Raw genomic sequence first — 13,038 nt, 5'->3', positions numbered from 1 at the left:
AAGTTGGAGCAGTAGTATGACACAAGCACGGTTTCAACGTATGTCCCGCACCGCTGGGGGCATTGCGTTGGTTTTCGTTCTGGCCGGATGTCTGGGCGCACCCATGGCAACCGGGCCGAACAGGGTCATTCCCGCCCCCACGACGGCCCCGCAATCCGGCACCCAGCCCATGGGCACCACTGGCACATCAAGCGCAGAGCAGGCCTGCATTGCCGCAGGTCAGGAACGCGGTTTTGAAGTTCTTGGGGTCGCCGGATCGCGCAGCGCAACAGGTTCCGACGGACAGGAAGAACGTGATGTGCTACTGCGACTCAGCCGGAATGGCACACAGACCGAAGCGCGCTGCAATTATCAGACCGCCACAGGAATGGCGCAGATCATGATTATCTAGGCCAAGTAAGCAGATACCCACAAGGATACGCCCAGACGGGCCTGTCCTTGTGGGTGGTTCCATCACCGATGCGCGGTTTCGGCAGCGTTACTTTTTCTTTGACTTCGCGGCCTCAGCCATCTTGCGTGCGCCCGCGGCTGCGGTGCGCAGTTCCTGTGCGATTTCTTCGGCCTCTTCAGGGTCGAAATCCAGCGGCAGGTCGATTCCATCGCCCGCGACATAGATGCGGACCATTCCCATGGTGGTTGGCCCGATTTGAAGATTCGCGGAAATATCGCTTTCGGAATTGATTCCCATTTTGCACACCCCTTGGTTTATGCCTGATCCTGAAGCCAGACTGTCAGCACGAAAGACACCAGCGGTGCCTTGTTCCGTAGCCTGCGAACCCTATCGGATGGTCAGACAGAACGGCGTAAGGGTTGCGATACGCGCAGCGCGTGGGTTTTTCAAGCACATGCCCTATTGCATTCGCGCGCCAGCGGCGCTAAATCGCCCACAGTGCCGCCTTAGCTCAGTTGGTTAGAGCGCTGGATTGTGGATCCAGAGGTCCCCCGTTCAAGCCGGGGAGGCGGTACCATACCCCCTATCCGTATCCGCACTGCATATTGTGTTCGGGCAGTGCCGTGCAGCTTGTGTTTATGCGGCGTGGCGCGTATGTCGCAAAGTTGTTGTTTCTGAACAATAAGGTTTGCGCCTTGAATGCTACTGCCCGCCATGTCCTGCCCCATGCGCCCAAAGGGTCTGCCATCGGCCTGTTCGGGGGGTCGTTCGATCCTGCACATGACGGGCATGCCCATGTCACGCGGCATGCCCTGCGCGCCTTCGGTCTGGACCGGATGTGGTGGCTGGTATCGCCCGGCAACCCGCTAAAGGCCAATGGCCCCGCGCCAATGGCACAACGGGTGGAGCGTGCGAAGGCGCTGATCTCGCATCCGCGCGTCGTGGTCACCACCGCCGAGGCGCAACTGGGAACCCGCTACACCGCCGATACGATACGCCGCTTGATGCAGCTGTATCCGGACCGCAGATTTGTGTGGATTATGGGCGCGGATAATCTGGCAGGGTTTCACCATTGGGAAAACTGGCGCTGGATCATGGAAACGGTGCCTGTGGCCGTGATTGCGCGCCCCGGCCAGCAACGCCGCGCCCTGTCATCGGTTGCGGCGCGCGCTTATGCGAAGAATCGTATCCTGCCCGCCCGCGCAATGACGCTGGCATCCATACCCGCCCCTGCATGGTGCTACATTACAATTCCCATGCGCGATATTTCGTCGACGCAGTTGCGTGCTGCGGGATTTTGGGCCTAGTCGATTGTTGCCAATTACAAAACACTTTGTTTTGTGGGCGATAGCGCAGGTAATTTCTTTATTTTGCGTGTAAATATTGGTTAAGCTGCATCATTGCGTGCAGAACATGGATGTCTGCGCAGGGTGGAATTGTTTGTGCTGTGTAACAGGGAAAAGTATGATGACTTGGGGGCCAGAGGGGGACCGGCGCAGAGTGTTGCGCCTGCTGGTCGGTGGGGGCGCACTTTGCGCGGTTCCGGCATGCGCACAAGCGCCTGACCGGTCATTACGACCGCAACAAAGACCGGCACAACCCGCCGACAGAATCGTATCGCGTGCGGGTCTTGGCGGCGACCTGTCATATGCGGTCATGGATATGGGTAGTGGAAATCTGCTGGAAGGGCGGGGCGGGAACACACCCTTGCCACCGGCAAGTGTGGCAAAAACCCTGACCGGTCTGTATGCGCTGGAAATACTGGGCGGGGCCTATCAGTTCCGCACACGGCTGATGACAACCGGAACCATTGCCGATGGGGTGCTGCGCGGTGATCTGGTGTTGGCGGGCGGGGGCGATCCACTGCTGGACACGGATGATCTGGCGCGCATGGCTGCTGATTTGCGCGGCGCGGGTGTTCAGCGCATTGACGGGCGCTTTCTGGTCTGGGGTGGTGCGCTGCCATTTGTCGAGCAGATCGCCAATGATCAGGCGCCGCAGGCAGGGTATAATGCCACCGTTTCGGGACTGAACCTTAATTTCAACCGCGTTCATTTCGGCTGGACGCGCGCGGGAAATGATTACACCGTGTCCATGGACGGGCGGTCTGACAGGCACCGTCCCGCCGTGCAGATGGCACGCATGCAGGTCGTCAACCGTGGCAGCCCGCTTTATACTTACAGCCGCGCACAGGCGCAGGATTCGTGGACCGTTGCGCGCAGTGCGTTGGGCAATAGCGGGTCGCGCTGGCTGCCCGTCCGCCATCCCGAACTTTACGCAGGCGAAGTGCTGCGCGCCCTTGGCAGTGGCCAGGGGGTGACACTGCCCGCGCCACAGGTGACACAATCACCCCCCAGCGGGCAGGTGCTGGTTGAACACCGCTCCAAGGTGCTGACCGAAGTGCTGCGCGACACGTTGCGGTTTTCGACGAACATCACAGCCGAAGCGCTGGGGCTGATGGCAAGCACGGTTCAGGCGGGCGCGGTGCCACGCAATCTGGCCGCATCTGCCGCGCAGATGTCGGATTGGGCGCGCGCGCGCTATGGCATGTCCAGCGCCCGCCTTGTGGACCATTCCGGCCTTGGGGCAGCATCGCGTGTGTCCATGGTTGATCTGTGCAACATGTTCCGGCGTGCAGGGCAGGAAGGCGTGCTGCGCGGGTTACTGCGCGAGCACCCGTTGCGCGATGGCAATGGCAACATCATGTCGAACCCCGGAATTGATGTGCGCGCCAAGACTGGAACACTTTATTTCGTGTCGGCGCTGGGGGGGTATGTCGCACAGCCGGGCGGGCGCGATCTGGCATTCGCGATGTGCTCGGCGGACCTGTCGCGGCGCGCGCAGGTGGCAGGCGGGGATCTGGACCGCCCCGATGGAACGGCGGCTTGGGCGCGCACAGCGCGAAATATGCAGCAGGATATGTTATTTCGCTGGGCGCAGGCACATTCCTGAACGGAATCGCCTGCGAACCTGACATTTTTGACTATTTCGGGTCCAGCGCCTGCGCCAGAAACTTTTCCAGCCAGTGGATGTTGTAGTTCCCTGTCTGAACATCATCTTGTTCCAGCAGCGCGCGGAAAAGCGGCACCGAACTGTCCACACCGTCGATGATCAACTCACCCAAGGCACGGTTCAGCCGCGCCAGTGCTTCTGGCCGGTCACGGCCATGCACGATCAGTTTTGCAATCAGGCTGTCATAATAGGGCGGGATGGAATAACCTGAATACAGTGCAGAATCCATCCGCACGCCCAAGCCACCGGGCGCGTGATAAGTGTTCACCCGGCCGGGGCAGGGTGTGAAATTCGGCAGTTTTTCGGCATTGATGCGCACTTCAATCGCATGACCCAGAACCTGAAGTTCATCTTGCGAAAACGACAAATCAGCCCCTGCCGCCACGCGAATCTGTTCGCGCACCAGATCGACACCAAAAATCGCTTCAGTCACAGGGTGTTCAACCTGTAGGCGGGTGTTCATTTCGATGAAGTAGAATTCATCATTTTCATACAGAAACTCAATCGTTCCCGCACCACGATAGCCAATGCGGGCCACAGCCTCGGCGCAGGTCTGGCCGATGCGCGCGCGGGTGGCTGTGTCAATGGCGGGGCTGGGGGCTTCTTCCAGAACCTTCTGGTGGCGGCGTTGCAGCGAGCAGTCGCGTTCGCCCAGATGCACGGCATTTCCCTTGCCATCGCCGAAAACCTGCACCTCGATATGGCGCGGCGTGCTTAGGTATTTTTCGATATACACTTCATCATTGCCGAACGCGGCCTTGGCTTCGGACCGCGCCGTGCGGAAGGCAGATTCCAGTTCAGATGCGTTCATGGCCTGTTTCATGCCGCGCCCGCCACCGCCCGCCGTCGCCTTGATGATGACAGGGTATCCGATTTCGGCGGCCACCGTCTGCGCGGTTTCAAAATCCACGACCCCGCCATCCGATCCGGGGACACAGGGCACGCCAAGGGCCTTCATGGTTTCCTTGGCGGTGATCTTGTCGCCCATCATGCGGATATGTTCCGCCGACGGCCCGATAAATGTGATGTCGTGATCTTCGACCACCTGCACGAAAGCTGCGTTTTCCGACAGGAACCCGTAGCCGGGGTGAATAGCATCCGCCCCCGAAATTTCGCATGCAGATATGATCGCGGGCACAGACAGATAGCTTTGGCCCGACGGGGGCGGGCCGATGCAGATTGCTTCATCTGCCATGCGCACATGCATTGCATCAGAATCGGCGGTAGAATGGACCGCGACGGACACTATGCCCATTTCACGGCATGCACGAATAACGCGCAGTGCGATTTCCCCGCGATTGGCAATAAGGATCTTCTGAAACATCACATGCGCCTTATTCAATGATCATCAGCGGCGCGCTATATTCGACCGGGCTGCCATCTGCGACCAGAATGCGCTTGACCACACCGGCGCGCGGCGCGGGAATGTGGTTCATGGTTTTCATGGCTTCAATAATCAGCAGTGTGTCACCTTCGCTGACCTGATCGCCGACACTGACAAAATTCGCGCTGCCCGGTTCCGGGGCCATATACACAGTGCCGACCATCGGGCTTGTTACTGCGCCAGGGTGCTGGGCTGGATCGGCTGCCGCGCTTGCATCCGCAGCGGCGGACGCGGCAGCTTGTGGTGCATACGCCGGCGCGGGCGCGCTTTGGGGCGCGGGGGCTGCGGTGACAAATTGTTGCGCAACCATTTTTGACACACGCACATTCAGGCTGTCGTTGTCGCCGTATTCGCGCTTTACGCTAAGTTCGGACAAATCATTGTCGTTCAGAAGCTCCGCAAGGGCTTTGATAAAGGCTACATCGGCGTCATTGCGGGTCTGATCCATATGGTCCTCGATATGCTGACATAACTGATAAGGGCGCAGTGAACACCCCGTTTCCGGCCAGCTTATACGGTAGTGTAGCCCCAGTGTGAAGCGTGGTTTTCCCGAATGCTTCCGGAAAGCCCGCATGTGGCAAGCTGGTAGGGCAGAAATTACCTTCTCATTCTTGTAAAGTTTTGTAAAGTGTCCCATCAGGGGGTGTAAATTGTCAAAATCCAGTCTGACGGGAACGCGCATTCGCGCCAGACGCAACCTGCGCGGTTTGCGCCAGTCCGATCTGGCGCAGATGGTCGGTGTGTCACCTTCCTACATGAACCTGATTGAACATAACCGCCGCAAGGTCAGCCCGCCTTTGCTGCATGCTGTGGCCCAAGCCCTTGGCGTGTCCGAGGATGCGCTGGTTCAGGACAGTGACATCCGGTTTGTGGAAGGTGCGCGCGCGGCGGCCCTGCGCACAGATACGAATATTGTCGATCTGGAACGGGTTGACGAATTTACCGGGCGGTTTCCCGGTTGGGCCAAGGTTCTTGCAGAAACGCAGGCCCGTGTCGAAACGCTGGAACGTGTTGTCGAACAGCTTAGCGACCGGATGACGCATGATCCCTATCTGGGGGCGGCGCTGCATGAAATCATTTCTGCGGTCACATCGGTTCAGTCCACCGCAGCAATTCTGAACGATGGTGGTGACATCGCGCCGGAATGGCAGACACGGTTTCATGAAAACATCCTGAATGATTCCAAACGTCTGGCCGAAGGGGCTGTGGCGTTGGTCAATTACCTTGACGCGGCAGATGATACCGAAAGCGGGCTGGCCGCACCACAAGAAGAAGTCGAAGCATGGCTTGCGCGTTTGGGCTTTCATCTGCCCGCGCTGGAGGCCGGACATCCGGCAAAACTGCCAGACATGGTGGACGGGCAGGTCGAGCTGTCATCTGATGCGTCGCGCGTGTTGGCGTTGCAGTGGCTGACGCGGCTGCAAGATGACGCGCGCGCCCTGCCGCTTGATCCCTTTCTTGATGCGTTGGCCGAACTTGGCATTGCGCCTGATGTGTTGGCCGCGCGGTTTAACGTTCCCTTGCAGCAGGTTCTGCGGCGTCTGGCCATGCTGCCTGCCGATGATGCACGCACCCGCGATGTGCCCGCAACCGGACTGGTGGTCTGCGACGGGTCCGGCACATTGGTTTTGCGCCGCGCCGTTGACGGGTTTCCCATGCCGCGGTTTGGGGGCGGGTGTCCGCTATGGCCCTTGTATCAGGCGCAGCACAGCCCCGGCAGGCCCCTTCGTGTGTCGCTGGTCACAGATGGGCGTCTGGGACGGCGTTTCACAACCTATGCCATCTGTGCGCCTGACGCGCCGCCCAGTTTCGCCTATCCGCCGGTCATGCAATCCACCATGCTGATTGTGCCGGAAACCGCGTCGTCTGCGCCGGACCTCCAGCCTTCTGTCGTTGTCGGGGGAAGTTGCCGGACATGCGCACAGACGGATTGTCCGGCACGGCGCGAACCATCGATACTGGTCGCTTTCGCCTAGCGCAGTGATATCGGACTTTGACAGACTGCATGGAATGCAGGATAAAACTTTCAGTCGGTGCCACTGGGGAGGGTGGCCTGAACACTATGCGACGCGCAATGTGGAATGGCCGGACCGGCCTGATGCGTGACGGGGATCAAGGTGCCACATCCGCAACAGTGTCGCCGATGACGGAGGGGAACCGGAATGGACAAGCGCGTACTCGTGGTCGAAGACGAACCTAACATATCCGAAGCGATACGGTTCATCCTGACGCGAAACGGCTGGCATGTAGATGTCACCGCTGACGGTGTTGCGGCCATTGGTGATCTACAGGCAAATCCACCTGATTTGCTGATTCTGGACCTTATGCTGCCCGGTGTCAGCGGGTTTGACATACTTAAAGCCTTGCGCGCGGACCCTGCCACGCAGGCGATGTCGGTTCTTATGCTGACCGCCAAGGGCCAGACCGCCGACCGCGAAGAAGCCGAGCGTCTGGGGGTGACCCGTTTCATGACCAAACCTTTTGCCAATTCCGACGTTGTGGCGGCAGTGCGTGAAATGGCGGGTTCATGAAACTGCCGTCCCGCACAACACAGTTTCTGGCCCGTGACACCTACCGGATGCGGCGGCTGATGGACGCGGCGCGCATGCTTCCCGTCATTGGGTTGGTTTTGCTGTTGCTGCCGTTGATGCGGCTAGATTCCGGGGCTGATAGTCCGCCCACTGCGGCCGAGGCCGTGTATCTGTTTCTGGTCTGGATCAGCTTGATCGTGATTGCGTTCGTCATGTCGCTATGGCTGCGGCGCACATTGGGACCACCGCGCCCCCCTGTCGCACCTTTGGCCCCGCCGCATGAACCCGACCCTGATGCGCCTGCCACACCAGAGGGCAGGTAGCGATGTCGTTCAACCTGCTTGTCCTGACATGTATCGCGTATGTGATTTTTCTTTTCATTGTGGCGTCGGCTGCTGAACGCAGCGCACAGCAGGGGCGGGCAAAATGGTTGCGTTCGCCGCTGGTCTATACATTGTCGCTATCGGTCTATTGCACGGCCTGGACGTTTTATGGCGCGGTCGGGTATGCCGCGCGGTCGGGGCTGGAATTCATGACCATCTATCTGGGGCCAACACTGGTTTTCGTGGGCTGGTGGGTGCTGTTGCGAAAACTGGTTCGCATTGGCCGTGAAAACCGTGTCACGTCAATCGCGGATCTGATTTCTGCGCGGTATGGCAAATCCAATCTGCTGGGGGTGATTGTGACACTTTTGTGTGTTGCGGCGGGAACCCCCTATATCGCGCTTCAGCTGCAATCTATTGCGCTGTCGTTCACTGTGTTCGTCTCGGATCAGGGGCGCGCGCCGCTGGCTGCGGACCGCAATCTTATCGCGTTCTGGGTGGCGGCGGGGCTTACATTTTTCACCATCGCATTCGGCACCCGTAACCTTGATGCAAACGAACAGCATCACGGCGTGGTCACGGCCATTGCCGTGGAAGCGGTGGTCAAGCTGTTGGCGCTGATTGCGGTGGGCATATTCGTGGTCTGGTTCGTGGCCACAGGCCCAAGTGATATTCTGGCGCGGATTGATGCGCAGGCGCTGCCCGAATGGACCATACAGCCGGGCCGCTGGACGGGCCTTATATTGCTGTCGGCCATCGCGATCATCTGTTTGCCGCGCATGTTTCAGGTGACAGTTGTTGAAAATATTGACGACAAGCATCTGGCGACCGCAAGCTGGGCCTTTCCGCTGTATCTGTTCCTGATTTCGCTGTTTGTGCTGCCCATTGCCGTGGTCGGCATGGAACTGATGCCCGAAGGTGCCAACCCGGACATGTTCGTTCTGACACTGCCCTTGCATCTGGGGCAGGACGGGCTGGCGTTGCTGTCGTTTCTTGGCGGCTTTTCGGCGGCAACATCCATGGTGATTGTGGCGTCACTGGCACTGGCGACGATGGTTTCCAACCATATTGTTGTCCCATTGTGGCTGAAGCTGCGGGCGGCACGCAATCTGGACACCGGAAACATGCGCTTGCTGGTGCTTAGTGTGCGCCGTTTGTCCATCGGGCTGGTTCTGGCGCTTGGCTATATCTATTACATTATTTCCGGCGGGTCCGAGGCGCTGGCAGCCATCGGCCTTGTGGCATTCGTGGGCGTTGCACAGGCGCTTCCCGCACTTTTGGGCGCGCTGTTCTGGCGCGGGGCCAGCCGCAACGGGGCCGCATTGGGGCTGAGTATCGGGACGTTCTTGTGGTTCTATGCCCTGTTCCTGCCCAGCTTCGGGCCGGATGTGTTGCTGCCTGCCCGGTTGATGGAGGACGGCTTGTTCGGGCAATCGTGGTTGCGCCCCTACAGCCTGTTCGGCCTGACCACGCTGGACCCGTTATTGCATGCGCTGTTTTGGTCGTTGTCTTTGAACACGCTGGCGTTTTGCATTGGCTCGTTGCTAAGTTTCCCCAGCCCGATAGAACGTGTTCAGGGCGCGCTTTTCGTGAATATTTTTGACCGTCCCGGCCCGGCGCGCAGCTGGACAACCCCGGTCGCCCAGGCAGAAGATCTGCTGCCCATGGCGCAACGCATTCTTGGGGCCAGCGCGGGGCAGGCTTTTTTCCGGGCGCAGGCGCAGGCGCAGGGCAAAAACGGCTTCTTGCCGGATATTACGCCGGATTTTCTGCAAGGGTTGGAATTGAAGATGTCCGGCTCTGTCGGGGCGGCAACGGCGCATGCGATGATTTCGCAAACTGTGGGGACCACCGTTGTTTCGGTGGAAGATCTGATGGCGGTTGCATCAGAAACTGCGCAGATCATCGAATATTCCAGCCAGCTGGAAGCCAAATCAGAAGAACTGTCACGAACCGCGCGCAAATTGCGCGATGCCAATGAAAAACTGCGAACCCTGTCGGACCAGAAGGACGCATTTCTAAGCCAGATCAGCCATGAATTGCGCACGCCCATGACATCTATCCGTGCGTTTTCCGAAATCATGATGGATGCCGATGGATTAAGCCCCGAGGAACAGACGCATTTTGCGCGCATTATTCACGACGAATCCATTCGTTTGACGCGCTTGCTGGATGATTTGCTTGACCTGAGCGTGCTGGAACACGGGCAGGTGTCGCTTGATATCCGGCCTGCCAATTTGCGCGACCTGATCGACAAATCCATAACGGCGTCCAAATCGGTCCAAGCCCAGCGTGATTTCCGCATCCTGCGCAGCCGCGACCCCGAGGATGTGGAAATTGTCACCGATCCCGGCCGCCTGACACAGGTGTTCATCAATATATTGTCGAATGCGCGCAAATACTGCGATGCCAGCGACCCACAGATGAAAATCATCGTGCGGCAGAAAGATACCATGCTGGAGGTCGATTTCATTGACAACGGGTCCGGCATTCCACGCGACAAACAGGCCCTGATTTTTGAAAAATTCTCTCGGTTGACGGATTCGCTACAGGCGGGCGGGGCCGGGCTTGGATTGGCAATCTGCCGCGAGATCATGAACAATCTTGGCGGCGATATCGACTATGTGCCGGGGCAGGGCGGCGCGGCGTTCCGGGTCAGTTTGCCAGTGTTTCTGGAACGCCCGCCCGCATCTGTCATTGCATCATCTTCACCCATCGACGCGGCCGGTGCGGACTGATCGCGCGGCGCGCGCGTTTATTCCCCCAGCATCCGCGCGACCATTTCCGTCATGTCACGGCTTAGCGTCGGGTGGCTGGCCATGCGCTGCAATTCGGACCGAAGCAGCGTCTGACGGTCGGAATCATAGCGCCGCCATGTTTCAAACACGGTTGAATTGCGCGCCGCCGCCTGCGGGTTCACCCCGTCCAGCCGCAGCAGCCAGTCTGCGACCAAGCGATAGCCCGCGCCCCCCTGGCAATGGAACCCTGCCGGATTTGCACCCAGCGCGCCGATGACCGCGCGGAACCTGTTGGGGTTCTTCCAGTCAAAGCTGGCATGGCGGGTCAATGTTTCGGTCAGCGCAACAGCCGTATCAGGTGCCGCGAACATGATCTGTGCCATGAACCACTTGTCCATCACCAGTCTGTCATGCCTCCAGCGCGCGTAAAATTCCGCGCCTTCTTGCGCGCCCGCCCCGATGCCCAGAAGCGCGCTCCACGCCCCCAATTGTTCCGTCATATTGTTGGCGTGGGCAAAGGCGTTCTTGGCCGCATCGCCATGGTCTGCATAGGCCAGCGCCGCCACGGCCTGAATGCGCAGCGCGCGGCGTCCGGCATCGCGCGCAGCCGGGTTGAACGGACCGGGCGTTTCCATATCCTGCGCGATTTTTTCCAGTTCTGCTTTCAGCGCGGTTGCGATGGCGTGCATTGCCTTTTGGCGTATCTGAAAAATCACGGTCGGGTCGGGGGTATGCCCCGCTTCCGACAGCGATGCTGCAAGGTCTTCCTGCCCGGGCAGCCGCAAGGCCAGTGCGCGAAACGCGGGGTCAAGCGTGTCATCGCATATCATGATGCGCAGCGCGTCGATGAATTGCGGATCCGGTTGCGCCGCCGTTTGCATGATCATCGCATGCAGAGTGTCGCGCGCAAGGCTGCGCCCCGCCTCGAACCGGTTGAAAGGGTCCGTGTCATGGGCCAGCAACAGCGCAAGGTCTGCGGGGGGCTGGGTGTGATCTAGCACAACGGGCGCCGAGAACCCCCGCAGCAGCGACGCGACCGGTCGTGCAGGCAGGTTGTCATATGTGACACTTAGGGTCGGCCCGTCCAGTTCCAGCACCTGCGTGGGCAGAAACTCGGTTCCGTCAGGGCCGATCAACCCCATTGCCACCGGAATAAGCAGGGGTTCCTTCAGCGGCTGCCCGGGGGTAGGGGCGGTGTGCTGGCGCAGTGTCAGTGTATATTGCCCGTCCTGCCAGTCTTCGGTCGCGTCGATGCGCGGCGTGCCCGCTTGCCCATACCAGCGCTTGAACTGCGACAAGTCCCGCCCGCCCGCTTCTTCGAACACGGCAATCCAGTCTTCGATTGTGCAGGCTTGTCCGTCATGGCGGTTGAAGTACAGATCCAGCGCTGCGGCATACCGGTCTTCGCCAACCAACAGGCGCAGCATGCGGATCAGTTCAGCGCCTTTTTCATAGACAGTGGCCGTGTAGAAATTGTTAATTTCGACATAGCTTTCGGGGCGCACGGGATGGGCGAGCGGCCCCGCATCTTCGCGGAACTGGCGCGCGCGCAGTGTCAGCACATCTTCGATCCGTTTGACCGCGTGGCTGCGCATATCGCCCATGAATTGCTGATCGCGGAAAACGGTCAGCCCTTCTTTCAGCGACAGCTGGAACCAGTCGCGGCAGGTGATGCGGTTTCCTGTCCAGTTGTGGAAATATTCATGCGCGATGATGCGTTCGATACTGGCAAAATCGGCGTCGGTCGCTGTTTCCGGGGTGGCCAGAACATATCTGGAATTGAAAATGTTCAGCCCCTTGTTTTCCATGGCACCCATGTTGAAATCGTCAACCGCGACAATGTTGAAAATGTCCAGATCGTAGGCGCGCCCATAAACCTGTTCATCCCACAGCATGGAGCGCTTGAGTGCATCCATCGCGTAAGCCGTGCTGTGCTCATCACCTTTTCGCACCCAAATGTTCAGTGTGACGTGTCGTCCGTCCATTGTTGTGAAACTGTCAGGCGTTGACACCAGATCCCCGCCCACCAGTGCAAACAGGTAGGATGGTTTCGGGTGCGGGTCGTCCCATTCGGCCCAGCCTGCCCCCGATGCCACAGGGTTGCCATTCGACAGCAGCACCGGCAGGTCACTTTCAATGCGCACGCGGAAGGGGGCCATCACATCGGGGCGGTCGGGGTAGTAGGTGATCTTGCGAAAGCCTTCAGCCTCGCATTGGGTGCAATACATGCCGCCTGACATATATAGCCCTTCCAGCGCGGTGTTGCCTTCGGGCGCAATCTCGACCTCTGCCTGCCAGACGAACGCACCTTCCGGCAGCAGGGCTGCGGGAATGGTCAGGCCGGTTGTGTCCGGCCGTGCATCCAACGGCATTGCGTCAATGCTGGCATGCAGCAGGTTCAGCCCTTCGCCATCCAGCCGCAGATCATGGCCCGGTGTTGCATCCGGGTTCGGACGAAAGCGGATTTCGGACGAAACCCGCGTGGCCGTCGGGTGCAGCCGGAATGTCAGCGCGACCGATTCTACCAAAAACGGGGGCGGCTGGTAATCGGCGAGGAAGACGGGCTGCGGTGTCGTGTCGGGCATGGAGTTCCTCCGGCAAGGTGACGGACAGGGTGTAGCCCAGACCGTAGCTGACAGCAAACACCCGTTTGGCCCGC

11 protein-coding genes and 1 tRNA gene are annotated in these 13,038 nt (G+C 59.5%); 8 read left to right on the top strand and 4 right to left on the bottom strand.

Annotation, left to right across the window (positions count from 1 at the left end; genetic code table 11):
• Positions 1-16 precede the first annotated feature (16 nt).
• Entirely contained in the window at positions 17-391 is a 375-nt protein-coding gene (locus P8S53_RS14920) for a hypothetical protein (RefSeq protein WP_277804763.1), read from the top strand.
• Between the two features lie 87 nt (positions 392-478).
• On the opposite strand, the gene P8S53_RS14915 is transcribed toward P8S53_RS14920, so the two are convergent.
• A complete protein-coding gene (locus P8S53_RS14915) occupies positions 479-688 on the bottom strand; it encodes a DUF6324 family protein (protein WP_277804762.1) in 210 nt (69 codons plus the stop codon).
• 203 nt (positions 689-891) lie between these two features.
• Between P8S53_RS14915 and P8S53_RS14910 the strand changes: the two genes are divergently transcribed.
• From P8S53_RS14910 to dacB, 3 genes are all read left to right on the top strand, one after another.
• Positions 892-968 (top strand) — tRNA-His (locus P8S53_RS14910).
• A gap of 118 nt (positions 969-1,086) precedes the next feature.
• Positions 1,087-1,698, top strand: coding sequence for a nicotinate-nucleotide adenylyltransferase (locus P8S53_RS14905; protein WP_277804761.1), 612 nt, complete (start codon positions 1,087-1,089; stop codon positions 1,696-1,698).
• A gap of 157 nt (positions 1,699-1,855) precedes the next feature.
• Positions 1,856-3,343: a D-alanyl-D-alanine carboxypeptidase/D-alanyl-D-alanine-endopeptidase gene (gene dacB / locus P8S53_RS14900; protein WP_277804760.1), complete on the top strand. Its 1,488-nt coding sequence runs from the start codon at positions 1,856-1,858 to the stop codon at positions 3,341-3,343.
• Positions 3,344-3,374: 31 nt separating this feature from the next.
• Here the strand turns inward: dacB and accC are convergent, their stop codons facing one another.
• Together accC and accB are read right to left on the bottom strand one after the other, a co-directional pair.
• Complete coding sequence (gene accC / locus P8S53_RS14895) at positions 3,375-4,727, bottom strand: acetyl-CoA carboxylase biotin carboxylase subunit (RefSeq protein ID WP_277804759.1); 1,353 nt, start codon at positions 4,725-4,727, stop codon at positions 3,375-3,377.
• Between the two features lie 10 nt (positions 4,728-4,737).
• On the bottom strand, positions 4,738-5,235 hold the full coding sequence (gene accB / locus P8S53_RS14890) for an acetyl-CoA carboxylase biotin carboxyl carrier protein (protein ID WP_277804758.1): 498 nt from the start codon (positions 5,233-5,235) through the stop codon (positions 4,738-4,740).
• 202 nt (positions 5,236-5,437) lie between these two features.
• On the opposite strand from accB, the gene P8S53_RS14885 reads away from it, so the two are divergent.
• From P8S53_RS14885 to P8S53_RS14870, 4 genes are all read left to right on the top strand, one after another.
• Positions 5,438-6,763, top strand: coding sequence for a helix-turn-helix domain-containing protein (locus P8S53_RS14885; RefSeq protein ID WP_277804757.1), 1,326 nt, complete (start codon positions 5,438-5,440; stop codon positions 6,761-6,763).
• A gap of 186 nt (positions 6,764-6,949) precedes the next feature.
• Complete coding sequence (locus P8S53_RS14880; protein WP_277804756.1) at positions 6,950-7,318, top strand: response regulator transcription factor; 369 nt, start codon at positions 6,950-6,952, stop codon at positions 7,316-7,318.
• Positions 7,315-7,641, top strand: coding sequence for a hypothetical protein (locus P8S53_RS14875; protein ID WP_277804755.1), 327 nt, complete (start codon positions 7,315-7,317; stop codon positions 7,639-7,641). Before P8S53_RS14880 ends, P8S53_RS14875 begins: the two co-directional genes overlap by 4 nt.
• Before the next feature lie 2 nt (positions 7,642-7,643).
• On the top strand, positions 7,644-10,379 hold the full coding sequence (locus tag P8S53_RS14870) for an ATP-binding protein (protein WP_277804754.1): 2,736 nt from the start codon (positions 7,644-7,646) through the stop codon (positions 10,377-10,379).
• Between the two features lie 17 nt (positions 10,380-10,396).
• Here P8S53_RS14870 and pepN read toward each other — a convergent pair whose 3' ends face one another.
• On the bottom strand, positions 10,397-12,964 hold the full coding sequence (gene pepN, locus P8S53_RS14865) for an aminopeptidase N (protein WP_277804753.1): 2,568 nt from the start codon (positions 12,962-12,964) through the stop codon (positions 10,397-10,399).
• Positions 12,965-13,038 lie beyond the last annotated feature (74 nt).

Origin of the sequence: Roseinatronobacter sp. S2 (assembly GCF_029581395.1) — a bacterium.
Classification (GTDB): Bacteria; Pseudomonadota; Alphaproteobacteria; order Rhodobacterales; family Rhodobacteraceae; genus Roseinatronobacter.
Note: the sequence above shows the minus strand (reverse complement) of the source record. Positions and strands in the feature narration are given on the sequence as shown.

Bases quoted from the DNA above. Each gene is read 5' to 3' on its own strand.
- P8S53_RS14920 (WP_277804763.1), top strand. From the start codon at position 17: ATGACACAAGCACGGTTTCAACGTATGTCCCGCACCGCTGGGGGCATT.
- P8S53_RS14915 (WP_277804762.1), bottom strand. From the start codon at position 688: ATGGGAATCAATTCCGAAAGCGATATTTCCGCGAATCTTCAAATCGGG.
- dacB (WP_277804760.1), top strand. From the start codon at position 1,856: ATGATGACTTGGGGGCCAGAGGGGGACCGGCGCAGAGTGTTGCGCCTG.
- accC (WP_277804759.1), bottom strand. From the start codon at position 4,727: ATGTTTCAGAAGATCCTTATTGCCAATCGCGGGGAAATCGCACTGCGC.
- accB (WP_277804758.1), bottom strand. From the start codon at position 5,235: ATGGATCAGACCCGCAATGACGCCGATGTAGCCTTTATCAAAGCCCTT.
- P8S53_RS14880 (WP_277804756.1), top strand. From the start codon at position 6,950: ATGGACAAGCGCGTACTCGTGGTCGAAGACGAACCTAACATATCCGAA.
- P8S53_RS14875 (WP_277804755.1), top strand. From the start codon at position 7,315: ATGAAACTGCCGTCCCGCACAACACAGTTTCTGGCCCGTGACACCTAC.
- P8S53_RS14870 (WP_277804754.1), top strand. From the start codon at position 7,644: ATGTCGTTCAACCTGCTTGTCCTGACATGTATCGCGTATGTGATTTTT.
- pepN (WP_277804753.1), bottom strand. From the start codon at position 12,964: ATGCCCGACACGACACCGCAGCCCGTCTTCCTCGCCGATTACCAGCCG.